At 65.8% G+C, this 24,746-nt stretch carries 16 protein-coding genes; 13 read left to right on the top strand and 3 right to left on the bottom strand.

The annotated features are described in order from the left end of the window. The first annotated feature begins 89 nt into the window (after nt 1-89). The 3 genes from OOT46_RS03015 (at nt 90) to OOT46_RS03005 (ending at nt 4,910) form a co-directional block, all read left to right on the top strand. Entirely contained in the window at nt 90-1,085 is a 996-nt protein-coding gene (locus OOT46_RS03015) for a helix-turn-helix transcriptional regulator (protein WP_265402096.1), read from the top strand. Nucleotides 1,086-1,360: 275 nt separating this feature from the next. After that, nucleotides 1,361-3,403, top strand: coding sequence for a TonB-dependent receptor domain-containing protein (locus OOT46_RS03010; protein WP_265402095.1), 2,043 nt, complete (start codon nt 1,361-1,363; stop codon nt 3,401-3,403). Nucleotides 3,404-3,563: 160 nt separating this feature from the next. After that, on the top strand, nt 3,564-4,910 hold the full coding sequence (locus OOT46_RS03005) for a condensation domain-containing protein (protein WP_265402094.1): 1,347 nt from the start codon (nt 3,564-3,566) through the stop codon (nt 4,908-4,910). A 374-nt stretch (nt 4,911-5,284) separates the two neighbouring features. Here OOT46_RS03005 and OOT46_RS03000 read toward each other — a convergent pair whose 3' ends face one another. Then, entirely contained in the window at nt 5,285-5,824 is a 540-nt protein-coding gene (locus OOT46_RS03000) for a tetratricopeptide repeat protein (protein WP_265402093.1), read from the bottom strand. Between the two features lie 326 nt (nt 5,825-6,150). On the opposite strand from OOT46_RS03000, the gene OOT46_RS02995 reads away from it, so the two are divergent. From OOT46_RS02995 to OOT46_RS02975, 5 genes are all read left to right on the top strand, one after another. Next, on the top strand, nt 6,151-7,341 hold the full coding sequence (locus tag OOT46_RS02995; RefSeq protein WP_265402092.1) for an acyltransferase family protein: 1,191 nt from the start codon (nt 6,151-6,153) through the stop codon (nt 7,339-7,341). Nucleotides 7,342-7,365: 24 nt separating this feature from the next. Beyond that, complete coding sequence (locus OOT46_RS02990; protein WP_265402091.1) at nt 7,366-7,971, top strand: TetR/AcrR family transcriptional regulator; 606 nt, start codon at nt 7,366-7,368, stop codon at nt 7,969-7,971. Between the two features lie 59 nt (nt 7,972-8,030). Then, on the top strand, nt 8,031-9,152 hold the full coding sequence (locus tag OOT46_RS02985) for an alkene reductase (protein WP_265402090.1): 1,122 nt from the start codon (nt 8,031-8,033) through the stop codon (nt 9,150-9,152). Nucleotides 9,153-9,961: 809 nt separating this feature from the next. Next, on the top strand, nt 9,962-11,752 hold the full coding sequence (locus OOT46_RS02980; RefSeq protein WP_265402089.1) for a glycoside hydrolase family 6 protein: 1,791 nt from the start codon (nt 9,962-9,964) through the stop codon (nt 11,750-11,752). Nucleotides 11,753-11,999: 247 nt separating this feature from the next. After that, a complete protein-coding gene (locus OOT46_RS02975; RefSeq protein ID WP_265402088.1) occupies nt 12,000-12,314 on the top strand; it encodes an NIPSNAP family protein in 315 nt (104 codons plus the stop codon). Between the two features lie 69 nt (nt 12,315-12,383). On the opposite strand, the gene OOT46_RS02970 is transcribed toward OOT46_RS02975, so the two are convergent. Further along, a complete protein-coding gene (locus tag OOT46_RS02970) occupies nt 12,384-12,953 on the bottom strand; it encodes a RidA family protein (protein ID WP_322114223.1) in 570 nt (189 codons plus the stop codon). A gap of 155 nt (nt 12,954-13,108) precedes the next feature. Beyond that, entirely contained in the window at nt 13,109-13,531 is a 423-nt protein-coding gene (locus OOT46_RS02965; RefSeq protein ID WP_265402087.1) for a glutaredoxin family protein, read from the bottom strand. Nucleotides 13,532-13,925: 394 nt separating this feature from the next. Between OOT46_RS02965 and OOT46_RS02960 the strand changes: the two genes are divergently transcribed. The 5 genes from OOT46_RS02960 (at nt 13,926) to OOT46_RS02940 (ending at nt 24,680) form a co-directional block, all read left to right on the top strand. Next, nucleotides 13,926-17,120, top strand: a complete 3,195-nt coding sequence (locus tag OOT46_RS02960; RefSeq protein ID WP_265402086.1) for a hypothetical protein — start codon at nt 13,926-13,928, stop codon at nt 17,118-17,120. Nucleotides 17,121-17,126: 6 nt separating this feature from the next. Further along, nucleotides 17,127-18,815 (top strand): SWIM zinc finger family protein, encoded by a 1,689-nt coding sequence (locus OOT46_RS02955; protein ID WP_265402085.1) that lies wholly within the window; start codon nt 17,127-17,129, stop codon nt 18,813-18,815. A gap of 467 nt (nt 18,816-19,282) precedes the next feature. Continuing rightward, nucleotides 19,283-21,148: a reverse transcriptase family protein gene (locus tag OOT46_RS02950; protein WP_265402084.1), complete on the top strand. Its 1,866-nt coding sequence runs from the start codon at nt 19,283-19,285 to the stop codon at nt 21,146-21,148. A 360-nt stretch (nt 21,149-21,508) separates the two neighbouring features. Next, the gene (locus OOT46_RS02945) at nt 21,509-22,618 is read left to right on the top strand and encodes a glycoside hydrolase family 19 protein (RefSeq protein ID WP_265402083.1); all 1,110 of its coding nucleotides are present in this window, start codon (nt 21,509-21,511) and stop codon (nt 22,616-22,618) included. 907 nt (nt 22,619-23,525) lie between these two features. After that, complete coding sequence (locus OOT46_RS02940; RefSeq protein WP_265402082.1) at nt 23,526-24,680, top strand: AraC family transcriptional regulator; 1,155 nt, start codon at nt 23,526-23,528, stop codon at nt 24,678-24,680. Nucleotides 24,681-24,746: the final 66 nt, after the last annotated feature.

Raw genomic sequence — 24,746 nt, 5'->3', positions numbered from 1 at the left:
ACTCAGTCAAGCGATGCTGCAGTTTTCCGTTCGCGCGGGCCCCGCCACGGTCTGCGGCTGCCTCGCCGGCTGCGACCGGCACGACCCCCATGGAGCCGCCAGCTTTGTTCCAGGCATCGAACCCCATCCCTCGCGTCCTGCCTACAGCGCTGGCCGTCCACCCAGGCCTGGCGGCCCACGCGGCGCGTGTGCTCGAATTGCTGCCGGGGCTGCGCGTACATGCCGATGACTGGGTCGATCCGATCGACGCCACGGTGCAGGGCCAGTGCGCGCCCGGACTGCACCTCGTGTTTCTGCTCGAAGGCGGCTTGGATGTGTCGTACGGCCTGCGCCGGGTGATGCTGACGACCGCGGCCGCCAGCGAGCGGGCCCGCCCGGCACGTGGCAGCAGCGCCGCGCGCTGTGTGATGGTCAATGTGAACGAGCCGGAGCTATTCACCCGCCGCGTGCGCCAGGGCGGCTACGCGCGGCGCGTGAGCCTCTGTGTCTCGCACGACTGGCTGCGCACGCTGTCGGCTGCCAGCGGTACGCGAATGCCGGCCGCACTCGACGCACTGCTCACGAGCCATCTGGCGCTGCACAGTTGGCAGCCGTCGGCGCGGGCCATCGCGCTGGCTGAACAGCTGGTGCGTCCGCCCTCCTATGCTCCGATGCTGGACCGGCTATATCAGACCAGTTGCCTGCTCGACCTGCTGGCCGAGGCGCTGGCGCCGTTGCAGACCGGCGCGCCGGTGTCCGAACCAGCCGCCCTGAGCACCACGCTAGCGCGGCGCCTGCGCGACTTGCGTGAGTTCCTCAACAGCGAAGCTGCGGATGGCTTGTCGCTCGACGAGATCGCCCGCCATGCCGGCATGAACGTGAGCGCGCTGCAGAACCAGTTCCGCAGGGCCTACGGCACCACGGTGTTCAGCTTCGTGCGCGAAAGCCGGCTGCAACGGGCGCGCGCCGCGCTGGAGCGCGACGGCATCAGCATCAAGCGCGCCGCCACGCTGGCCGGCTATGGCAGCGCCGCCAACTTTGCCACCGCCTTCGGGCGCCGCTTCGGCATCACGCCCAACGAAGCGCGTCGCGCCGCACGGCGCTGACTCTCCAAAGCGGCGTCGCTGCCAACCGCAGCCAGGCCTTTCGACCGGCAGCCTCCGGCAGGCGGTCGTCGGCACAGTCTGCGCATATCGGTCGGCGCTGAGTAGCGGAGGTCACCGTTCACGCAAACACCTTTGTTGACGGCGCAAACCCGTCACACGGAGTTGTTTGTCAGAATTAATGCGACTCATTCGCATTGATAACAACAAGCATGTCGCCTCCTTCTTCAAGAGCCTTCGGCCCCAGGCCCCTCTCCCTTGCCATCCCGGCCGCCCTGATGAGCCTTGCCGGCCAGACCGGCGCCCAGGAAGCCCCGACCCCGCCCGCCGCTGAGACATTGCTGGAAACGATGGTCGTCACGGCCAGTCGGCGCGAGCAGGCGATCGGCACGGCGCCCGCGAGCATCACCGTCATCGACCGCAGGGAAATCGAGGCCCGCCCCGAAACCTCGGTGACCGAGTTGCTGCGTCAGGTCGAAGGCGTCAGCGTCGTTGGCGCCAATCCCAACGACCAGGACATCGCAGTACGCGGCATGCCGGGCGACTACACGCTGCTGCTGGTGGACGGCAAGCGCCAGAACACACGCGAGACCATGAACCGCGGCAACGGCGGTGTGCAGGCGAACCTGTTGCCACCGCTGGCGGCCATCGAGCGCATCGAGGTCGTGCGCGGGCCGATGTCTTCGCTCTATGGCTCCGATGCGATGGGCGGCGTGATCAACATCATCACGCGCAAGCTGCCAACACGTTGGAGTGGCGCGGCCACCGCCCACTCGGTGCACCAGAAACATCAGGAGCTGGGCGACTCGTGGGGAGCCGAGTTCTGGCTGGGCGGCCCGCTGGCTGACGAAACGCTTGGCCTGCAGCTGTCCGGCAGCACCAAGATCCGCGAGGAAGACGACGTCTACTACCCACTCAACGCCACCAGCGGTGCCAATGGTCAGCACGACGGACGGCTCGACCTCAAACTCACGGCACGCCTGGCCGCCGGCCAGGACTTGAGCCTGAACCTCGGTCGTGAAGACTTCAACTACCTGATGACACCCGGTCTCAGCATCGCTGACACTGCGACCGCCGCCACGGTGCTGAAGACGCGGCATCGCCGTGACCACTGGGGCCTGTCGCACGAAGGTCGCTGGGAGTGGGGCCGCAGCTCGCTGGCGCTGTATGGCGAGACCGGTTTGCAGACGCAAGAGGTGGCCTCTGGCGCATCCATCGTCGAGCCCGAGTTGCGCAACACCACGCTCGATGGCCGCGTCGAACTGCCCTGGTCCGACAGTGGGAACACGCTGACGGTCGGCACGCAGGTCCATCACCAGAGACTGTCGGGCGTCTCGAAGCAGGACGCGGTGCCCGCGGGCCTGCCCGCCAATCCCGACAGCATCGAGCGCAACGCCTGGGCGGTTTTCGGGGAAAGCGACTTCGCGCTCGGCGCCCTGACGCTGACCGCCGGCGCGCGGCTGGATCACGATGACAAGTACGGTCATCACCTCAGCCCCCGTCTGTACGGCGTCTACACGATCGATCGCGCATGGACGCTGCGCGGCGGCGCAGGCACCGGCTTCAAGGCGCCCACGCTGCGCCAGAGCACGGCTGGCTACTGCATGACCACCGGCGGCGCAGCCGGCGCCACGCCGGGCACGCTGTGCGGCAACACCGAACTGGAGCCGGAGACCAGCACCACCGTCGAGATGGGCATACGCTGGGACTCGGGCGGCAACAGTGCCAGCGCCGTCGTCTTCGCCAACCGCGTCAAGAACCGCGTGACGAGCTTCGACACCGGCGTGCCCGACCCGCGCGTGACCGGCCGCAACATCTACGTCTACGACAACATTGCGCGCGTCGACATCAACGGCGTCGAGCTGGCCACCGATGTTGCGCTGAGCCGCCAGCTGCGTCTGGCGGCCAACTACACGTACACCGACTCAAAGCGCGGCGCCGGCGGCGAGAACGCCTTCGATGGCAGCTCGCTGGAAGGCCGCCCGCTCGACAAGACACCGAAGCACATGGCGAATCTGCGGCTGCAATGGCGACCACGACAGGCCTTGGAGCTGTACACGGCGCTCCACTACACCGGCAGACAGCACTGGGCCGCTTTCCGCAATGGCGCACTCGGCATGCGCGAGCGCGAAGCGACCACCACGCTGGACCTCGGCGGCCGCTACACCCTGATGCCAGGTGTCGATCTGAAGGTCTCGATGCTCAACCTCACCGACAAGCGCGTTGACGTCGATGCGCGACCGCGCACCGGCGGACTGAGCGGCAACTGGATGGCCGACGAGGGCAGGCGCATCTCGGTCGCGGTAGCGGCGCAGTTCTGACATCACCACCCGCCCGATGCGCCGGCACGCACCGGCCGGCCAAGTGGATCGGGCTCGAGCCGAGCCCGGCCACCTGGTGGGCCGTGCTGCAAGCCGCGCCGGCCCTGCTGCGCCTCGACTTTCTTTCAAATCCTCATTCCCATGCCCAGGACCCGGACCGATGCAAGACACCCAAGCGCGCCTGCGCACCACCACCGCCCAGTACGGCATCTGGGTCGCGCAGCAGAGCGACCCGGACAGCCCCGGCTACCTGACCGCAGAGGCGATCGAGTTCAACGGCGGCCTCGACCTCTCGCTGCTGCGCACCGCCATTGCCGAGGTACTGGACCACTGTCATACGCTGCATATGCGTTTCGAGTGGGACGGCGACACACTGTGGCAACACCCGCAGGCACCCGCAACCGACGTGCCGCTCGTTGACTTCAGCGCCGAGGCCGACGCCCCGCAGGCCGCCGACGCTTGGATGCGCGACTCACTCGCGCAGGCCTGCGACATCACCGCGCAGCCGCTGTACCGCACCGCGCTACTGCGGACCGCGCCCGAGCAACACCTGTGGTTCCTGCAGGTGCACCACATCGTGCTCGACGGCTTCGGCTACAGCCTGGTCCAACAGGCTGTGGCCAGGCGCTACAACGCGCGCGTGGCCGACCTTGAGCCGCCGCCGCTGCCACAGTGGAGCCTCGACCGGGTGATTGCCGCCGAGGCTGACTACAAGCGCGACGGTCGCTTCGAGGCCGACCGCGTGTTCTGGCGCGAGCACCTGCGCAACGTGCCGGCGGCCGCGCACATCGCGCCGCCGCAGGAGCCCAGCGACACGCCGCTACGCCACACTCTGCACCTGGCCGCGTCTCAAGCTGCCGCGCTGCAGGCCGCCGCGCGCACCACCGGCGCTGACTGGGCCGCCTGGATGCTCGCCGCCGCGGGTTTGTGGCTGGGCCTACAGTCGGGCCAGCACGACCTGTGTTTCGGCATTCAAGCCATGAACCGTTTGGGCACACCGGCGCTCGGCGTGCCGTGCATGGCGATGAACATCGTGCCTTTCTCGGTGCACCTGCGACCCGACGCGACGCTGCGCGACACCGTGCAGCGCTCGGCCGCGCAACTGCGCAGCATCAAGCCGCACCTGTTCTACCGCTACGGCTGGATACGTCGCGACCTCGGCCTCCTCGAAGCTGGCAAGTTCCTGTTCAACCAGGCGGTCAACCTGATGCCCTTCGACCGCCACGTAGCGTTCGCCGGCGTGAACAGCCGCATGCGGCCCTTGGGCGGCGGTCCGGTGAAGGACCTCAACCTCACGCTGGTGGTCGAGCAAGGCGATTGGCGGCTGACGCTGGAAGCCAACCCGCTGGCTTACGATGAAACGCGCGTGCAAGCACTGGCAGAGGACTTTCGGGCCTTGCTCGAATCGCTGGCCCACGCGCCGGCCGATACGCCGTTGACCACGTGGATGGGCAAGATGGCGGCCGCATCGGACCTCGAGACCGAGACGGTGGTTGGTTCGGGCTGAGGGATTCCCCGTCAGTGGGGCCTTCCGGCGCGCTGTGAGTTCAGGCGGTAGTGCTGTCGGTCGGGGCCTCCATTTCTGCATTTGAATGAGCCGGTAGCCCTGATGGCTGCGTTCGGGGTTGTAGTACGCCATGAACTCGTCGAGCACGATTTGCTTGTCAGCCCGAGGAGCATGGCCACAGCGAAGACGGAGACGAAACGACGGACAGAGCCTTTTGATTGGAGTTCACCAACCACCGAAGAGCGGTCCGCCCCGAACCACCCGCACGGCGGCAACCAGCATCGAAATGCCACGACGGGGAACGCCTGCCGTACCGTTCGGTTTCATCAACGAGTTGGTTTCGATGAGAGGTCACCGCAATAAGCAAGGTGCGTTCACTGGGGACAGTAGTTCGACGGTTGTCGGCCCCGCTGAACGGCCTCTACTTCTGATAGCAGGTTTCGCGTTATGCGGTCTTCAGGAGCGATCCTCAAGGCACGTTCTGTCGCAGCACGTGCTGCTGAAAGTTGTCTGTCGGCAAGTAGTGCGAGGCCAAGATTTGTGACCAGTCCTGCATCATGGGGAGCCGCCGCCACCGCCACCTCTGCAACATGGACAGCCTCTGCCGTTTCTCCAACACAAATACACTCGATCATGTACTCACGCGCCACGTCCGGCCGACCAGGATTGATGTCATAGGCGTGCTTGAACGCTACATGTGCGGACGTGTGGTCCGCCAACGCTTGATGTGCTTTTCCGATTTGCCAGAAGGCTGGCCAGTGTTGCGGGTTGGCCTTCACAACGACGGTCAATAGACGAATTCCTTCTGCCACTTCTTTACGCCCGACATCCGTCTTCGCGTCGCTGGCTTTGCGGTCTGCGAGCACCAGGTAGGGCCAGAGCAACTCGCTGCCCTTGCGGTAGGCAGCATCCACTTGCCGGTCTCCCGCGAAGGCAGAAGTGGTCGCCGCAAGCGTGAGGATTGTGACAATGACTGAGAGGTACTGGTGGAGCATCGCCTAAGCGCCTAACTTCTAAGTTCCAGCATTTTGCTATGTAAAACCGGCGCTTGTGTATGGCTTGTCCCCCGTTCGAGGGGCACAAGCAAGCCCCGGTCGGGCGGCGCAAACTCATGCTGGAGCGGCTGGTGAGGGAGTTTCTGCTGCGCGCGACGCCGCCGGCCAGCGGCAGTCGGCTTGCCCCTTACGCAAGGCGAGGCTTCAGACTTCGTTCGGTACGCACCGGACCCATCTGCACAACCATGACACCCCCCTCACAGCGCCTGCATGCGCTGGACAACCTGCGCGCCATCCTGATGTGGCTCGGTATCGTGCTCCATGTGGCAGTCAACCACGTGGCCGGCGATTCGCCCGTGCCGTGGCGCGATGAGCGCACCACACCCGTGGCCGATTTCCTGCTGGCTTTCATCCACGCCTTCCGGATGCCGGCGTTTTTCATCGTGGCCGGCTTTTTCGTGGCCAGGCTGGTGGCACAACGCGGCCATCGCGGCATGCTGAAACACCGCCTGCTGCGCCTGGGTCTGCCCTTCGCGTTGTTCTGGCCCCCTATCTTCGCCGGCATGGTGGCGTCGTCGATGGCGTTCTTGCACCTGATGGCGCGCGGCACCTGGGGCCTGGATCCGGCCCTGCTGCCGCCGCCACCCGGCCAGCCGATGATCAATACGATGCACCTTTGGTTCCTTTACCTGCTGCTGTGGTTCTCGGTGCTGACGGCTGCGTTCGGCTGGGCCCGTGATGCGGTGCCGCCGCGGCTGCGCGAGGCGGCGTCGAAGCTGTTCCGGGTGCTGGGCTCGGTCTGGTGGGGCTTTTTGGTGCTCGCGCTGCCGCTGGCGCTGGCCGGTGCCTTCTACAAGGACGGCATTGTCACTCCCACCGGTTCTTTCATACCGCCGTGGACCGAGTGGTTGCACAACGGCTTGTTCTTTCTGTTCGGCTTGCAGCTTCACCGCCATCAGACGACGCTGTTCGTGCACTACCAGCGCCACATCGGCCTGCATGCCGTGGTCGGGTTGCTGTTCTTCGGCGCGGCGGGGGTGTTGAGCACGGTGCAGCATCAAAGTGCGCAAGCGATGCCGCAGATGGCACTGGCCATCGCCTTCGTCTACAACTGCGCGAGCTGGCTGTGGAGCTTCGCGCTGCTAGGCGCTTTCCTGCGCTGGCTGCCACAGCACAACCGGGTGCTGCGCTACCTGTCGGACAGCGCCTATTGGGTCTACCTGGTGCACATGCTGGGCACCATCGGTTTCGGCGCGCTGCTGTACGGCGTGCCGCTGCCAGCGCTCGCGAAGATGGCGCTGAACATTGCTGCCACCTCGCTGGCCGGCCTGCTGAGCTACCAGCTGCTGGTGCGCCGCACGCCGCTGGGCCGCCTGCTCAACGGCGGCCGGCCCACCGGCCAGCGAAGGCTGGAATGCCGGTCTCCAGCACATTAAGACGACCGGTCATATAATTTCTGCATGCCACGCATCGCAGGAAGAACCGCCACCCCCCATCAGCTCTTGGCCGCAGGCCGCGAGCTGTTCTCCCGCCACGGCTACAACGCCACGGGGATCCAGCAGATCACCGATCGCGCCGGGGTGCCCAAGGGGTCCTTCTACAACCACTTCGAAAGCAAAGAGGCTTTCGCCGCGGCCATCATCGACGGCTACACGGCGGAGATGCTGGAGCTTTGGTCGCGCATGATGGAGCGGGCGCCCGCCCAGCCGGTGGCGGCCATCCGGTACGCCTTTGAGCAGATGATTGCCCACAAGGAACGAACCGCTTCCTGGAGCGGCTGCCTGGTCGGCAATCTCGCGGCCGAAGTGGCGGACTCCAACGAACTGTGCCGGCAGCGCCTTGCAGCAGCCATGACCGGGTGGCGCGAGATGCTCGCCTCCCTGATACGCAAGGCGCAGGACAGCGGCGAGGTCCGCACTGATGCGGACGCCTCCCGGCTCGCAGCACTCGTCTGGGATGCCTGGGAAGGCGCCCTGCTGCGCACCAAGCTCGATCGGTCGGGCACGCCTTTGCGCGAGAGTTTCGATCTGATGCTGAATGGCCTGCTCCGTCCGCCGCCCGCCTGACGGCTGCCGGTCATCGATTCCCTTTTTCATCACTATCTGCACTCGCAGAGCATCAAGCCATGGGCACTCCCACCGAACGTTTTCTCGCTGACGCACTGTTCCAACCGATCTCCCTCGGGAAGCTGGAACTCGCCAACCGCATGGTGATGGCGCCGATGACGCGCAATCGAGCCGACGAGGGCAACGTCCCTGCGGAAATGACGATCGAGTACTACGCGCAACGCGCTTCGGTCGGGCTCATCATCGCCGAAGCGACCCAGGTGTCCGAGACGGCTCAAGGCTATGCCAATACCCCCGGTCTGCACACGCCGGCGCAGATCGCGGGCTGGAAGAAGGTGACCGATGAGGTGCACCGTCGCGGCGGCCGCATTTTTGTGCAGTTGTGGCACACCGGCCGCATGTCTCACGTCAGCTTCCAGCCCAACGGCCAGGCGCCGGTCGCGCCCTCGGCGATCGCGGCGAACGCCAAGACCTATCTGGCCGGAGAGGGTTTTGTCGACACATCGGCGCCCCGTGAGCTGGAGACCACCGAGATCGCCGGCGTGGTCAACGACTTCCGCCTCGCCGCCGCGAACGCCATCAAGGCCGGGTTTGACGGGGTCGAGATCCACGGCGCCCACGGCTACCTGATCGATGCGTTCTTGCGCGACGGCTCGAACCATCGCAGCGACCCCTACGGTGGCAGCATCGAGAACCGCTCGCGTTTCCTGCTCGAAGTCATGCAGGCCGTCATTGCCGAAATCGGCGCAGAACGCTCGGCCATCCGCATCTCGCCGGTGTCACCCGTCAACGACTCGTCGGAAAGCCATCCCCAGCCGCTCTTCGAGCACGTGGTGCGGGAGCTGGAGAAGCTGCATCCGGTCTTCATCCACGTCGTCGAAGGCCATACCGGTGGCCCGCGCGACAACGCGCCCTTCGACTACGAGGCACTGCGCCGCCTGTATTCCGGCATCTGGATGGTGAACAACGGCTATACCAAGGAGATGGCGGTTGAGGCGATCACGAGCGGTCGTGCCGACATGGTGTCGTTCGGGCGTCCTTTCATCACCAATCCCGACCTCCCCCGCCGCTTCCGCAAGAACGCGCCGCTCAATGCGCCGTTCAAGGATGCATCCCTTTACGGTGGTGTCGGCCCCCATGGCTATATCGACTATCCGGCTCTGTCGGATTCGGAAGGTTGAAGTACCAGTCAGCCACACGGGATCGAGGTTGAAATAGGCCTCGAGTAACGGCCTCACAGCCCCGCGTGTTGGCACGCGCGGTAGTCGCCGCCGTCCAATCACGCTGCCGCCTGTGCCGGGCTCACGGTCGCTCCACCACGTCGCCTCGATAGCTCAGCGCGGCGCTCAAGCCTGCAGCAAGTGGCGAACAGTTGTAGTCCTTGAACTCCCCGGTGAGGGCCGATGCCGTCCGGCAGCACCACCAGGGTGCCGCGGCCGCCGATGCTCACGCTGCCTTCGATCCAGGCATGTGAGGGCAGGCCTTGCCAGCTGGTATGAGCGGCGCTATGTGCTGCCTTGCCTGCGCATCGCCCTGGAGGCAACCGAACGCGGAAGACGGCGAATATCCGGCTTCTCCTGCAATGGATTTGCAGCCCCCCTCAGCCTCGAAAGCGAGGGCAACGATGCACAAGATCTGCAATCAGATGTGGGACATCTAAAGCATTGCCCCAACATGTTGGATTTCGCGGACGACGTGTCTGGCGCCGTGTGCGGAATGAGTGGCCGTACGAGTGGCAGCAGCAACTTGACAGGCGGCGCTGCGTCGACGTCTGAGTGCCGTCTTCAGCGGTGTGGGGGCTGGAACCTGAGGCTCTGGCGCGCAGCAACGGGTCGTGAAACGAGTTGCCAAATCAACGGAGCTGAGTTGAACTGCATGCCCGGTCCTTCGATACTGCGCCCGTCCGCGACTTCTCATCGAGAGTCCGCAGGTTCATGGCCTTGCCGTTCAGCGCATGCGCCACTCAGCAACCCATTCGGCGAAGATTGGCATGGCACCGTACCGTACCCTGACATTGATTGCTTCGGCAGCAACCGGACTGACCGCGTGCGGCGGCGGAAGCACTTCCGTCGGTGCCCAGGAGCGGGCCGGCACTGCCAGCGTGCAAGAGGCCCAATACGCTCGGAACGCCCTAGCGACCGAGCAGCAACAAGCCCCCCTCATCTCATGGTGGCCCACCGAGGGCAAGGCGATCTCGGGTGATCAGCCGTTCAAGGGGCTCATCGAGGGCCGACCGCTGGACTCGTACCGGCTTCATTGGGTGGTCGACAACAACTTCCAGAATGTCCAGCAACAACAGATGTGGAATTCCTGGGAGGGCGGGCCACACAAGGAGGCGACCGTCAACATCGACGGCTGGTCATGGCGCGGCAACGGTCCCTACACGATCACCTACATCGCCTCTGAATTGAACGGCAGCGAGATCGGCAGGGTCAGCTTCAACGTCTACAAGGCGTCGAGTGCCGATCGTCCTCAGGTGACCTCCTGGTGGCCGGTACAAGCTGCCCGTGTGTCTCAGACTCAAGCGTTCAAGGGACTGGTCGAGGGCTGGAACCTGAATGCGTACAGGATGTACTGGGTGGTCGACAACGACTTCAGTCAGCTGCAGAACAACGAGATGCGTGACTCGCAGACCGATGCCCCGCACAAGGAGGCATCAGTGAACGTCGCCGGCTGGAACTGGAAGGGCAGTGGTCCCTATCGCATCACGTACGTCGCCTATGCCGTATCGAATGGGGCAGAGATCGGACGCACCAGTTTCGACATCTACACAGGAGCTGCGCCCGCACCTGCGCCTGCACCCACGCCTGCGCCTGCACCCACGCCTGCGCCTGCACCCACACCTGCGCCTGCACCGGCGCCCGCACCCGCACCGACGCCTGCTCCCACGCCTGCACCTATCTCGAAGCCCTTGTACGGAAAGGTGCTCTACGTCATTCCTGACAACAAGGCCAAGGCGCAGGCTGACGCCTGGCGTACCAGTCGCGCGGCGGACGCAGCGCTGATGGACAAGATGGCCGCGCAGCCGGTGGCTCTCTGGCTGGGCGGCTGGTTCTCGGACGTGCGGGGCGAAGCGAACCGCTACACCGAGGCAGCAACGCGTGCGGGCCAGGTGGGGACGGTGGTCCTCTACAACATCCCCCTGCGCGACGCCGGCGGCTACTCCTCGGGAGGGGAGGCGGACAAGGCGGCTTATCTGAGCTGGGTGCGCGCTGTGGCAGCAGGCCTGGGCAACCGCCCGACGGTGGTGGTGGTGGAACCGGACGCACTCGCACAGCTGGATCAATTGACGACCGCGCAGCAGGCCGATCGCCTCGAAATGCTTCGCGAGGCCGTGCTCATCTTGCGTCAGTATCCGCAGCTGCAGGTCTATCTCGATGCGGGCAACCCCAGCTGGAAAACAGCCGAGGTGATGGCCGCGCGCCTGCGTGAGGGGGGCATCGACAAGGCCAACGGTTTTGCGCTGAACGTGTCCAACTTCCATTGGACGGCCGACAACGTCAGCTATGGCGAGCGAATTTCAAAGCTGGTCGATGGCAAGCATTTCGTCATAGATACCAGCCGCAACGGCAACGGTCCGGCCGCCAACAACGAATGGGCCAACCCGCGAGGGCGTGCCCTCGGCGATCGGCCCACGCTTTCGGTCGCACACCCGCTGGTTGACGGACTTCTCTACATCAAGGTCCCGGGCGATTCGGATGGCCCGGCCAACGGAGGCCCGGAGGCAGGCCAGTGGTTCCCCGAGTACGCGCTGGAGCTGGCTCGAAACGCCAAGTGGTAGCCCGCGCAAGGGCTACGGTGGCCGGCGTCCATGGACGCCGCGCTGTGGGAGATGGCTATCTCAGCCCATTCAGGCTCAGCGTGCATGGCGCCAAGGGCAGAGCGGGCGCGGCTCTTCGACCCTGACGCCGCTCGACTGGAACGGATGCCAGGGGCGCCACCGCGCCAGGCGCCCACACCCTGCCGCGCACGAGACGCCCGGCGATCGCCTGCTGTACCATCGCTGCCCCTATGCGAAGGCAAAGCCCATGATCACCTGCTACCTGCGTTACGTCATCGACCCGCTCAAGCTGAAAGAGTTTGAGCACTACGGGAAGCTGTGGATACCTCTCGTCGAGAAGTTGGGCGGACAGCATCACGGATACTTTCTACCGTCCGAAGGGGCCAACAACGTTGCGCTCGCGATGTTCACGTTTCCGTCGCTCGCGCTCTATGAGGCGTATCGCACGCAGTCATTTCAGGATCCCGAGTGCCAAGCGGCGTTCCAGTACGCGGTGGACACCCGCTGCATCATCAGCTATGAGCGCAGCTTTTTTCGCCCTGTCTTCAGGGCCACGGACTGAGCCAGCAGGTCCTTAGACTCGAGGATATCTCCCACTCGGTGGCCCCTCCTGGCTTGAGGCGCCAGCGCGTCACGCGAACTCGATCACCGCTTCGATTTCAACGGCGAACCCTTTAGGTAGCGAACCCACTCCAATGGCCGATCTACTGTGTTCACCACGCTCGCCGAGGACAGCGACAAGCAGATCAGAGCAACCGTTGATGACCTCGGTGTGCTCGGTAAAGTCAGGCACAGCGTTGACCATGCCAAAGACCTTGACCACGCGTTGGACGCGCTCCAGGCTACCCAGGGCTTCCTGGGTGAGGGCAAGCAGGTAAAGCGCAACTTCTCGGGCATGCGCCTGCGCCTGCGCCACGGAGACTTCTCTGCCCACCTTCGGAACCGGTGCACCGTGTTCCCGCAGCGGCGCACCCTTTCCAGAGAGATAGAGCGTCGTGCCGCACATGACGTAAGGGCGGAAGTTGCCCCGCGGCGGGGTCACTGGGGGAAGCACCAGCCCGAGCTCTTGGAGGCGTTGTTCAGCGGTGGATGTCATGGCGCCAGTGTATCTGCGGGGTGCCAAATGGGTGGACTGAGCAGCCGCCTTAGGGTTGGCGTCCACCATCTCGATGCCGGACACCATCTGGCGCTCGCGGGTCACGATCGCTGTCTCGGCCGGGCTCGTCGGGACATCGAGCCCTTTTTGTCCACGACGAAGGGGACCGGTTCGTCGACCACCGCGAGGGCGACCGCATGTCTTCGAGACTTGGCGAATGGAAGGGGCATGTTGAATGACCCGCGGTCAGCGCTCGATGTTCAAATACCGGCGTTACGGCGCATGGTTTCAAACTTGTAGGCATCGAAGCCTTCCATGGCCGCCCCCTTCATGACGATGTAGGGGATGCCCTTGGCGCCAAGCGCATCGAGTTCTCGATGGCGTGCTTCGTCTTTCTCGATGTCGTATTCGGTGTATTCGATGCCGCGCTGGTTCATATAAGCCTTGGCTTCAGCGCAAACGCCGCAATAGCTCGCGGTGTAGATCTGAATCGCGGCAGGCGTCGCGACGTGAGAGTTCCCGGACACGCCCTGCCCGCCCTGCTGTTGCTTGTAGACGGCAACGACAGCGATTGCGATAACGGCGGAAACGAACAGAGTTTTGACGTTCATGGGAACCTGTGCGGACAACAGATGAAAGATGTCGCCCCGCCGCGAACCCTGCTGCAGTGCGGCAACCAGCATCGAAGATGCCACGATGGGAAGTGCATCGCGGGACGTCCATGTTCACCGGCGAGTTGGCTTGGTGAGCTTTCCGTAAAGGGAAGAAGGATCGGCGAGGGGCGTTGCTCACGCCGACCCTCGTTTCCCATTCGCTGACACTTTACTCCGCCCAGCTCAGTGCCAACGTCGACAGCCTGAATTTCTCGACAGGATGGCCAGCGAGGTCCGCCTTAGGCAGCAAAGTGCGCGCACCACCTCTTGCTATGCTGTCATGCTGATAGGCCGTGGCGCGGCATTGCGGTCGAGGCTCGGCACAGGGCAGAATGCTCCCCTGCGAAAAGGAAACCCCGGGCTGGGGCAAAGAGGGAATACGACGGTTTTTCACGAATCGGCCGTCGTTCGGGAGAGGGACACCTTGAGGAAGATCGCATCCGCCACGCTGGCGCGGCAGCACCTGCGTGAGCGACTCTGCACCGTCGAGCTCATCGAGCTCGATCTGCCCGAGGGCCAGGTCGGTTCGGCCCGCTACATCGTCGCCGTTCGTCAAGAGCTGCGGGAATCGTCGCTGACGGCCGTGCCCTGCACGCTGGTCGAAGCCGAACGCCGAGCACTCGATTTCCTACAGCGCCGACTGGCGGCAGGCGAGCGGCTGGTGCGGCGCCATGGTTTCGATGCGATCGAATCGGTGCAGCTGCCGCCCACCGTGGTCACGCCACCGCCGCGAGCCGCCACGCAGCCGGTGCCGCGGCAGATGGCTGCGCTCGTTGCCCGCTTCCAGCCCGCGCAGTGGAAACTCCAATCCCCAGAGCGCCGTGCCCGCGCCGCATGGCGCGTGGCCGAATGTAGCGATCCGTCGGATGCAGCCGCGGCATCGCACCATGCACTGCGTTCGCTCGTGCCGCGGCTCGTCGAGCTGCTGGAGAGCGGCAACGACCTGCTGGACCTGTGTCTGGCGGCCGCGATCGGCCGGCTGGGCGACCCGGGCGCCGCCGAGGCGATGCAGGCGCTGTCCCAACGCGGACGCAGCCCAGCCACCCGGCGCGTCGCCCACCAGGCCTGGTTGATGCTGCTGGCGCCCGAGTCGCTGCAGGCGTACGCCGCCGGTTTGTCGAGCCAGTGGCAGAACGAGCTGGCGAGCACCGAAACCGGCGAAGCCCTGGTGGCCCGGCTGGACGGTGCGCTCGATGCGCGCAAGCTCAGCTGGGCGCAATTGCTGCAAGAGTGGTACGACATCGCCCTCGTGCAGCCCAATGTGCGTGCCGTGATGCTCGGCCTGCTGAAGGCGCTGCCGCTCGAAGCCGACTGCTTCCAGGCGATTCGCTACGTCTACAAGGCTGCCGAGCTGCGTCGCGATGCCGAGGTCGTGGGCCTGTTGCATGCGCGATTCGAGAATACGCCTGGTGGACACGGTGCGGCCACGGGGCGGCGATACCGCTCGCCGGCCACGGGTGGCTGGATCGCTCGGGTCAAAGGTGGAGCACGGGCGCCGGCCACGGCCTACGGCCCACGCACACGTGAGTACTTGCGCCTGCGCGGCTGGCGCACCCTGCGGCGCCTTGCCGCCATCGGCCATTCGCACGCACCCGAGCTGGCGGTGAACCTCCTGCTCGGCCTCGTGGACGAGGAACAGGCAGCTGCCCGCGAGGAGCATCGCTGGGGCCAGGTCGATGGCCGCTACCAGCGCATGCTGCGGCTGCATCACGCGGGTGCCGGCTGGCTGCTCGTGCCCAAGGTGTTGCTGCCGGAGCTGCCCGGCTTGCAGACCAGCACACGCGCCAAGCGCTGGTGGACACTGCAGCCGATCGACGTCACCCGCGCCATGCCGCAGCGCACCGAAGGCCTGCGCGCGATGTGGGACGCGCATCCCGAAGCGCTGCTGCGTCTCGCGATGGAAAGCCGCAGCGCACTGGTGCATGCCGTGGTCGCGCGCGCCTTGCAGGACCATGCAGCGTTCGTGCGACGACAGGACGTGCCGGTACTCAAAGCTTTGCTGCGGAGCGCTTATGCGCCCACGGCGTCCATCGGCTTCGACGCTGCGCGCGCCCGTATCGAAGAAGCCATCCGGGACACCGCCGCGCAGGTGCCCTGGCTCAAGCTGATGGCGGCCAGCAGCCATGCCGCCGCGCACGACTTTGCGTTGCTGCACATCGCCGGCGATCCGGCCGCGTTCGCGCGACACGCTGATCTGGTGGTGTCGCTGTTGTTGTCCGCCCAGGAGCGTGCACGCCGGCAGGGCCACGGGCTTGCGCTGCTGGCACCGCCGCAGGAATTGTTCGCCGAGCTGCAGTCCGCACTGCTCGCATCCGACCCCGCTGCCCCAGGCCTGGCCGAAGGCGCCTGTCTCGCCGAGCGGTTGCTGACCGAGCCGCTGGCTGTGGCAGCTGCGGGCGCGGTGCTGCAGAGCCTTGGCTCGCTGCTCCCGCTGCTCGACCATCCGTCCGCTGCCGTCGCCCAGGTCGGCGTGACGTGGCTCCTGCTGCAGCCGGCCGGCGTGGCCATGCTGCCACCACCGCTGCTGACACGCCTGCTCGCCTCCGACGACCCTGATCGCAGGGCCTGCGGCGCACGACTGCTGGCTGCCTTGCCCGACGACGTGCTGCGCAAGCAGATCGATCTGCTCGGCGACATGGCGGTACACGCGCACGCCGGTATCCGCGCCGCCATTGCGCCGGCACTGCTGCGTGTCGCCGCCAGCGATCCGGCTTTTGCGCACGCGCTGGCTGCGCGGCTGCACCAGACGCTGTTTCATGCCGAGCCCGGCGAGGGCGTGCACGACGATGCATTGCGATGGCTCACGCACGAACTGGCGCCGCATGCACCAGCACGCGACCGCTCCGGCACCTGGCGCGCGCTACAGGCGCGAAGCAGGGGTGCGCAGCGCTACGGCGCGTGGGCGCTTGCATTGCGCAAGTCTGCCGACTACTCGCTCAAGCAGCAGGCAACGCTGGCCCGTCATGTCGAGGCCGGTGTGCGCCAGTGGGCCATGCGAGCGATTGATGCCACACTGCCAGCGACGCCAACACCCGAGCAATCGGCCGAGCTGCTGCCGCTGGCCGAGACGGCGTTCGACGACACCCGCGCTTATGCGCAATCGCTCTTCGGCGAACGCCTGCCGGACGAGTCATTGAGCGTCGAGCTGCTGATCGCCTGGGTCGACCATCCGCAAGCCTGGGTGCAGGCCCTCGGCCGCAGCCGTCTCGTGCGCCGCATGAGCGCGGCCGATGCGAGCCTGTGCCTCACGCGGCTGAGCCAGCATCCCGGCGCCCAGGTGCAGTTGTTCGTCACGCAATGGCTGCTGGAGCTGCCCACCGACGATCCGGCACGGCTCGCGCAGCAGCTTCGTGCGCTGAAGCCGTATTTCCTGACCGTGCTGAGCCAGGTCCATCGCGGCCGCGTGGCGAAGTCACGCATCACCGAGTTCCTGCGCGCGCAGACCCAGGCAGTCGACACCGCGGTGGTGGTGGCCGAGATCTTCGCCCGCCAGGTGGTGACCGCGAGCCGCACCGACAAGCCTCAGTACATCGCCGGGTTGCGCGACATCGCCGCGCGGCATCCCCAGATCGAGCTGCCATTCATGGCGTGGAAAACGCCGGCCGTCCACACCGCCTGACCGATCATGCAATTCCGCTACAAGTACTACGGCAGCACCACGGTCGACGACTCCGCGGCCTCGCAAGCCTTCAGCTTCGCGCCTGACACGCTGCGCCCGCCGACCTCCTTCGAAGGCGTGCTACGACGCGATTCGCATGCGCACCTCGTCTTCCGCGAAGCGTTGTCGGCGCTGCATTCGGTGGTGGTGAGCGACCAACGCTTCCGCGGCCGGGACCAGACGGCCTACCAGCAGTGGTTGGCCGACAACGAAAAGTCCCTGCTCACGCAGTTCATGCAGCAGGCCCGGAGCCTCAAGGGCCAGGTGAGCAGCATCACCGAGGAACTGCGGCAACTGCGGGCCCGCAAGGCTGCGGTGCTGGAACCGTTCTACCGTGCCCGCAATACCTACTTCAACTGGCTGTACCAAGCCAACCGTGACGCCTGGTTCGTGCTCGATCCGGTGATCAGCGTGCATCCCGAGCGCTTGCTGTTCGAAGCCTTCAGTCAGGACGAGTCGAGCTATTGCGCGGTGAGCGTCAAACACGACGTGTTCGACCGCACCGCCGAGATGGCCTGTGGAACGACCAATATCGATTACTCCGCGAGCCTCTTTGAGGAGTTCCAGAAGATCCGCGACTACAAGGCAACCAGCTTCAAGGTCGACCCGGCAGGCTTCACCGTCGCGACCGGAGACGACCCGGCCTTCCACGAGGAAAAGATCGACCTGCCCGACAGCTGGGTGCGCGGCTTCCTGCAGGTGTCCAGCGCGATGACGCAGCCAGCCACCGTGGTGGAACTGCACCCGATGGACCTGCACAACCTGTGCAGCGTGCTGCGCCAGCGCAAGGAGCGGGCAGGTCCACGATCGCTGCGCTTCGAGCTCCAGCCGGGGCAGCCTGCGCGCCTGGTGCTGGAGCCGTGGAACATCGAGCTGACGGCGCGCCGTAGCGCGATCGTCGGTGCGCCGCTTGCCGAGCCGCGCAGCGTGCGCGTGTGGGGGCGTCGCCGCCTGCTCACACTCGAGCGGCTGATTGCGCTGGCCACGCGAGTGCGTGTCCACCTGCTGGGCTCGGGCATGCCCAGCTTCTGGGTGGTGGAGATGGACGACATCACCGTGACGCTGGGCCTGTCGGGCTGGACGGCCAACGACTGGTCGGCAGCGGCCCGATTCGATCTGCTTCAGGCGCGTCATGATGTGAGTGAGGCCACCCAGCATGCGGTGGCCGCGGCGCTCCAAGGCGTCTGGATCGCGACGGCATCGGACCTGGCATCGTGCGTCGGGCTGCCGCAGGCGGACGTCGACGCAGCGCTCACGCTCTGGGTGCAGGCCGGACGTGCCGTGTTCGACCTGCCGTCCGGCCGCTATGCCTGGCGAGAGCTGGCGCGTGAGCCCTTGCCGCTTGCGTCCTTGCGCTTCGCCAGCCCTGAGGAAGAAGCGGCCATGGCGCTCATCCATGCAAAGGGCGCGAAGCTGAAGGACATCGTGCCGCGGGACGAGCGACTCGTGATCACCGGCAAGGTGAAGGACCGCGGCCACGAGTACGAGCCGCGGCTGACGCTCAATGCCGACCAGCAACTCGTGGACGGTCAATGCGGCTGCAACTTCTACGGCCAGAATCGCCTGCGCCGCGGGCCATGCACCCACATGCTGGCTTTGCGCCAACTGGCGCAGCCCCAATTGGCAAAACCACACATCGTCCGGGAGGCGGCATGAACAAAGCTTCGGTTAAACTGAAAGCGAGTGCAGCGCGCAGGCTCTTGCAACCCGGGCGGTGTTTCGCCGTCCTTGCCATCTGCCGCTCCATGCGCCACGGGTGCTGTCTTCACTGTGCCGCGCTGACACCCGGTGCGCAATGCCGATGTGGCTCCCAAAGAGCGCATTGGCGCACCGGGTGTCGCGCGGCGTCGAGTGGACAGCCCCCGTCCTCCAAGCCTTTCAGGCTCTTCGACGAGAAGCGCGCTGCACTCACCTTTCCCCGCCGGACACAGCGTCTCGCGTGCGCCTCCCTCATCGAAGGAGCGGCGGCATGAGCCCCGCCCGGCCGCCCGAAGGGGCTCGCACCGCAGTGCGCAGCACGGAGGTTACCCAATGAGCCCCGCCCGGCCGCCCGAAGGGGCTCGCACCGCAGTGCGCAGCACGAAGGTTCCCCAATGAGCGAACGAGTCCCCACCCGGGCAGAGTTGCTCGCCCGCATCAGGGCGTCCAGCAAGGACGCCGTGGTCCTCGCGGAGATGCAGCGCCTGGGCTTCTGGCCTGCGGATTCCGGGGCGCCCACGCTCGAGGCGGCACTGATCGAACGCGAAGTCGAGCTGGTGAAAGCGCTCGATGGGCTTCAGGCCGAGCTTCGAGTCAAGGGCGATCCTGAAGCTGCCCTCAAGGCGATGCGCAAGGAGCGCATGGCCAAGGCGCGCGAGCAGCGCGAAGCCACGGCCCAGGCCCGGGAGCGGCGGCGCCACGAGCGGGCGTTGCGCTGGTACGAGGCGCGCAAGACCGATGCAGGCTACCTCGGAGCCGGTGTATCGGGTGGACTGCAACCGGCGCAAGACGCCCCGAGGCGCCAGTTGCATGCAGGCCTGCCGCCACTGGAGTCGCCGCTCGAACTGGCGCAGGCCATGGGCATCACGCTCGCGGAGCTCAAGTTCCTGTGTTTCCACCGCGAGGTCGCCCGCACCACTCACTACCGGCGTTTCATGCTGCCCAAGAAGACGGGAGGGCAGCGCACGATCTCGGCGCCGATGCCACGGCTGAAGCGCGCGCAGTACTGGGTGCTCGACAACCTGCTCGCCAAAGTGCCTTGCCATGCAGCCGCGCACGGCTTCATGCCAGGCCGCAGCATCGTCACCAATGCGGCGCCGCATTGCGGCAAGCCGGTGGTCGTCAACCTCGATCTCAAGGACTTCTTTCCGAGCGTTACCTACCCGCGCATCAAGGGCGTGTTCCGCAGCCTTGGCTACGACGAGCGGCTCGCGAGCGTGCTCGCCTTGCTGTGCAGCGAGAACGCCTGCGACGAGCTGGAGGTCGATGGCGAACGCTTTTTCGTCGGGGGCAAGGGCCGCGACCGCGTGCTGCCGCAGGGGGCGCCCACGAGCCCGATGCTGACGAACATCCTGTGCCGCAAGCTCGATCGTCGGCTTCAGGGGCTGGCCGACAAGCTCGGCTTCACCTATACGCGATACGCCGACGACCTGACGTTTTCGGCATCCGCCGAAAGTGCCGGGTTGGTGGGACGCCTGCTGCGCCAGGTGCACCACGTGCTGCAAGACGAGGGTTTCACGCCCCATCCCGACAAGCAGCGCGTGATGCGGTCAGGCTCACGCCAGGAAGTGACGGGCGTGGTCGTCAACGAGAAGCCGTCGGTGTCCCGCCGCGAACGCCGGAAGCTGCGGGCTGCATTGCACCACGCACAGCGCCGTGGCCTGGAAGCAGCCACTTGGCAAGGGCAGCCAGCCACGCGCGAGACGCTGGTCGGCTATGCGCGCTTCGTCCAGATGGTCGACCCGCGTCAAGGTGCTGCTCTATTGCCGCGGGCCTTGGCACTTCCGCGGGGCGAGATGCCTGCGCGACCGGCGTTTGCCGACAGGTTCCGCCGTCAGTCCGCGCAGGGTGAAGTGCCGACGCTCGCCCGTGGCGCATGGTGGGAGCCGGCGGAGGCACCGGTGCCGGAATTGGCGCTGACGGCCGGACAGATGAAAGCGGCCCGCCAGGAACGCATCAACGCCGAGCGAGAGGCGCGCAACGCCGCCAGAAAACCTGCCCGGGCCGGCGCCCGGTCGAGCGCATCGAGCGGCCTTGTCGCACGGGACACGATCAGCCAGGACGCGGCCACATCAGAGACGCCGACGCCTCATGCTCCTGTCCGCTGGTGGCAGTACGCGATCCAGCTTTTCATCGTTGTCCGCGTCGCCGCCGGCATGGAGAGTGCGCTCGTGTTCATGCTGGGCATGGTCTGGGTGGGCTATTCCATGATGTCGCGAAAGACCGGCTGGCTGCGCTTCGCGATGGCGATGATCGGCATTGCACTGATCGCCAGCATCATCGATATCTGAAACCGGGGACTGCTCCGAAGAGTTGACATGGGGCGAGCCTTCTCACTCCACCAAGTGCCTGGCGAGGCGTTCAGCTTCATTGACGAGTTGATTCGGCAGAAAGTCCTTGCCGCGCCGTGACCGAAGCTTCCTGCTTGCCGGGTCGAACGCTCGTCGGGTCATCTTCGTCGTCTGTGCTTCGCCTCCTTCGGCGTGAATCCCCGGGACTCAACACCTGGTAGAACTGCGCCATTTCGACAGCCGGTTTGCAGACGCAGACAAGCGGTGACTCACTTCGTCGCGCGACCTTTCTAATAGTGCCCTTGTCCCCCGCCTGGCGGGTCGACCGTCGACGCAACAACGAACGCAGAGAGGAACCGCATGAACATCAGCGCGAAACGTTGGATGGCCTGCCTCGCCGTGCTGGCGACACCCGTGCTCGGCCATGCGCAGTCCTGCAACGCCCAAACCTGGCAGCACGGCTCGACCTACCGCCTCGGCGACGTCGTGCGCTACAGCAACGGCAACTACTACAAGGTGGTCAACGCCGGCGCCAACGGCAGCGACTACACCGACCCGACGATCAGCACCTGGTACTGGCAGCCGACTTCCTGCAGCAGCAGCGGCGGCGGCACCGGGGGTGGCAGTGGCGGCACCTGCAACGCCGCCACCTGGCAGCATGGCTCGACCTACCGCCTCGGCGACGTCGTGCGCTACAGCAACGGCAACTACTACAAGGTGGTCAACGTCGGCGCCAACGGCAGCGACTACACCGATCCGACGATCAGCACCTGGTACTGGCAGCCGACCTCCTGCGAAGGCAGTGGCGGGGGTGGGGATGGGGGTGGGGATGGCGGCAACCCAGGTGGTGGCGGCTCGTTCATCGTCAGCGAAGCCCAGTTCAACTCGATGTTCCCCGGCCGCAACCCGTTTTATACCTACAGCGGCCTGGTCAACGCGCTGTCGGCCTACCCGGCATTCGCCAACACCGGCAACGACACGCAGCGCAAGCAGGAAGCCGCGGCCTTCCTCGCGAACATTGCGCACGAGTCCGATCAGCTGCGCGCGACCCGCGAATACAACACCGCCAACTGGCCGCATTACTGCAGCACGGAGTGGGGCAACACCTGCGCGCCCGGCCAGCAATACTACGGTCGCGGTCCGATGCAGCTGAGCTGGAACTACAACTACAAGGCCGCGGGCGACGCGCTCGGCATCAACCTGTGGGCCAACCCGGACTTGGTCGCGACCGACGCGACGATCGCGTGGAAGACCGCGATCTGGTACTGGATGACAGGCACCGGCGCGGCCGGCATGACGCCTCACGCCGCGATCGTCAACGGCCACGGCTTCGGCATGACCATCCGTGCGATCAACGGCAGCCTTGAATGCAACGGAGGGCGGCCGGACCAGGTGCAGACGCGCATCAACTTCTACAACAGCTTCACGCAGATCATTGGAGTGCCGGCCGGCGGCAATCTCGGCTGCTGAAGGCCCCTGCTCGTGACAAGCCCCGCCTCTTCGGAGGCGGGGCTTTTCTTTGTGCTGACACGCCCCCTCTGCTGTCTTGGCTTCCTATCTCCCAGAGCAGAGCAGCGACCGAGTGGCCCCCACTCGTCGTCCTGCGGCGACGAGCAGGTATCGATGACAGCGCGAATTGAAAGGCCAGCAAGGGCGCTCTGGCACCCCTGCGGCTGACTCAGTGGCGAACTCGAGCAGGCCACCCCAGATGACACCGGCAACGTTAATCCCCAGGAAGGCAACGACCCTCGACATTGGCGGTTGCGTATCCGGCCCCTCGACTGGCGACGAGCTAGCCGCCTGCCAAACGACGCCGGCTGCAAACCCGAGAAACACCGTCGCAAAGCTCCAAGCTGGACCGAACCATGGCAGCGCTCCGGCGAGGAGCAGTGCAACGGCGAGAGCCCCAAGCCCGACAACGACGATGCGCCACAGAACTAGAGCAGAGACCGCAGCAAGCAGTTCATCCGTGAGAGGCGGCTAAACGATTGAGGGAGACCTCCCCGTCCAAGCTTTGATAAATCCGGTCATTCTGCTGCCCCACGCCAGCCGCATTCAACCTTGTTTGGAGGGTATGACTGCTTCAGAGCGGATGTCCGTGACGAAATGCTCCCTGACAAGGGCGTGGCCCGCCCATGCTTATCGATCCGCCACGGCTGCTTTGCTTGAAGAGGCGGCTGACGTGCATCGAACAGCGCCCGTCACCCCACCTTCGCTGAGTGTGGCAAAGAGGTGCGCAGCGACCTGTCACCCGGTCTCTCTCCCTCTCTGCTGCTTCAAGACGGTTTGCAATCGCTCTATTCCACACACCATCGTCGCGCCGGGAGCGACGGCGCCCGGTGGCGCGGGTGTGACCGCAGGTAGCATAGGCGGCGCCATGGCAGATCTTCCCGCACTCTTGACCCTCAACATCGCCCTCAGGGCTGGCTTGATCACGCTGCTGCTGTTCGTCGCGGCCGTTCTCGTGCGGGACCATGCCCGGGCTGTCGCAGCCCGTCTCGCGGCGGCCTGTGCCGCCGGAGTGGCCGCTTACGCGCTGTCCTCGATGCCGGGCTTCACCGCCCCGCCGATGGCCTGGTGGCAGCGGCCCTTGCTGGCCCTGTCCACCGGCAATGCGGTGGTGTTCTGGGTGTTCTCCCGTGCGCTGTTCGACGACGAGTTCAAGGCGCGTTGGTGGCACGCCGCGGCATGGGGTGTGCTGGCGGCAGCGGGCTGGGTCCACTGTTTTGTGCTGGCCCGGTCGCACGCCGTGGCGGCGGCCTCCCTGAACACTGGCATCACCCTGGTGACGCTGGGCTTCGCGGCGCTGGCGGTGCTGCAATCGCTGTCCACCTGGCGCTCCGACTTGGTCGAAGGCCGACGCCGGCTGCGCATCTTCATCGTGAGCGCCGGGGCGGCCTACACGCTGGCAACGGCGATCGCCAAGCTGGCCCTGCACGGCGGCGGCATCTTAAGCGCCCCGCTGGCCAGTCTCGCCGACGCCTTGGCGCTGCTTGCGATCGTGGTGGTGATCCTCTGGCATCTGCTGGTCACCACCCGCTCCGGTTTGTTTGCTAACGCCCCCACCGTGGCGGCGTGCGATGGCCGTAGCGCGGCGCCGGGGACTGGGCCTGTGGCAGAAGTTCAGGTTGAGCGGGTCGACCGCTCGCAGGTGGCAGCACTCGAACGCCTGATGACGGTCGAACGTGCCTACCGGCAGGACGGCCTCACGATAGGCGGACTGGCAGCGCAGCTGGGCGTGCCCGAGCACAAGCTGCGCAAACTGATCAACCAGGGCCTGGGTTACCGCAATTTCAATGCATTTCTCAATCAATACCGGATCGAAGAGGCCAAAAGCGCCTTGGCCGATCCAGCCCAAGCCGAGGTGCCGGTGCTCACCATCGCGATGGACGCCGGCTTCCAGTCGCTAGGGCCCTTCAATCGCGCCTTCAAGGCCGACACCGGCATGACGCCGACCGAGTTCAGGCGGCTCAGAACCCGCTTGCCAAGTCCTGAATCGCAGCCGGTGCTGGCCGTTTCCGAAATCGGCTAGCTCCTTTCGAACGCGGCGAGACGCTTCCCCGGGCAGCCGGCACCCTGAGTGGGTTCAACACCCCCT

It is taken from the genome of Aquabacterium sp. A7-Y (genome assembly GCF_026153205.1).
Classification (GTDB): domain Bacteria; phylum Pseudomonadota; class Gammaproteobacteria; order Burkholderiales; family Burkholderiaceae_C; genus Caldimonas.
Note: the sequence above shows the minus strand (reverse complement) of the source record. Positions and strands in the feature narration are given on the sequence as shown.

What these genes read in the sequence shown, in the direction of transcription:
- OOT46_RS03015 (WP_265402096.1), top strand. Translation starts at nt 90, where the DNA reads ATGGAGCCGCCAGCTTTGTTCCAGGCATCGAACCCCATCCCTCGCGTC.
- OOT46_RS03010 (WP_265402095.1), top strand. Translation starts at nt 1,361, where the DNA reads ATGAGCCTTGCCGGCCAGACCGGCGCCCAGGAAGCCCCGACCCCGCCC.
- OOT46_RS03005 (WP_265402094.1), top strand. Translation starts at nt 3,564, where the DNA reads ATGCAAGACACCCAAGCGCGCCTGCGCACCACCACCGCCCAGTACGGC.
- OOT46_RS02995 (WP_265402092.1), top strand. Translation starts at nt 6,151, where the DNA reads ATGACACCCCCCTCACAGCGCCTGCATGCGCTGGACAACCTGCGCGCC.
- OOT46_RS02990 (WP_265402091.1), top strand. Translation starts at nt 7,366, where the DNA reads ATGCCACGCATCGCAGGAAGAACCGCCACCCCCCATCAGCTCTTGGCC.
- OOT46_RS02985 (WP_265402090.1), top strand. Translation starts at nt 8,031, where the DNA reads ATGGGCACTCCCACCGAACGTTTTCTCGCTGACGCACTGTTCCAACCG.
- OOT46_RS02980 (WP_265402089.1), top strand. Translation starts at nt 9,962, where the DNA reads ATGGCACCGTACCGTACCCTGACATTGATTGCTTCGGCAGCAACCGGA.
- OOT46_RS02975 (WP_265402088.1), top strand. Translation starts at nt 12,000, where the DNA reads ATGATCACCTGCTACCTGCGTTACGTCATCGACCCGCTCAAGCTGAAA.
- OOT46_RS02965 (WP_265402087.1), bottom strand. Translation starts at nt 13,531, where the DNA reads ATGCTGGTTGCCGCACTGCAGCAGGGTTCGCGGCGGGGCGACATCTTT.
- OOT46_RS02955 (WP_265402085.1), top strand. Translation starts at nt 17,127, where the DNA reads ATGCAATTCCGCTACAAGTACTACGGCAGCACCACGGTCGACGACTCC.
- OOT46_RS02945 (WP_265402083.1), top strand. Translation starts at nt 21,509, where the DNA reads ATGAACATCAGCGCGAAACGTTGGATGGCCTGCCTCGCCGTGCTGGCG.
- OOT46_RS02940 (WP_265402082.1), top strand. Translation starts at nt 23,526, where the DNA reads ATGGCAGATCTTCCCGCACTCTTGACCCTCAACATCGCCCTCAGGGCT.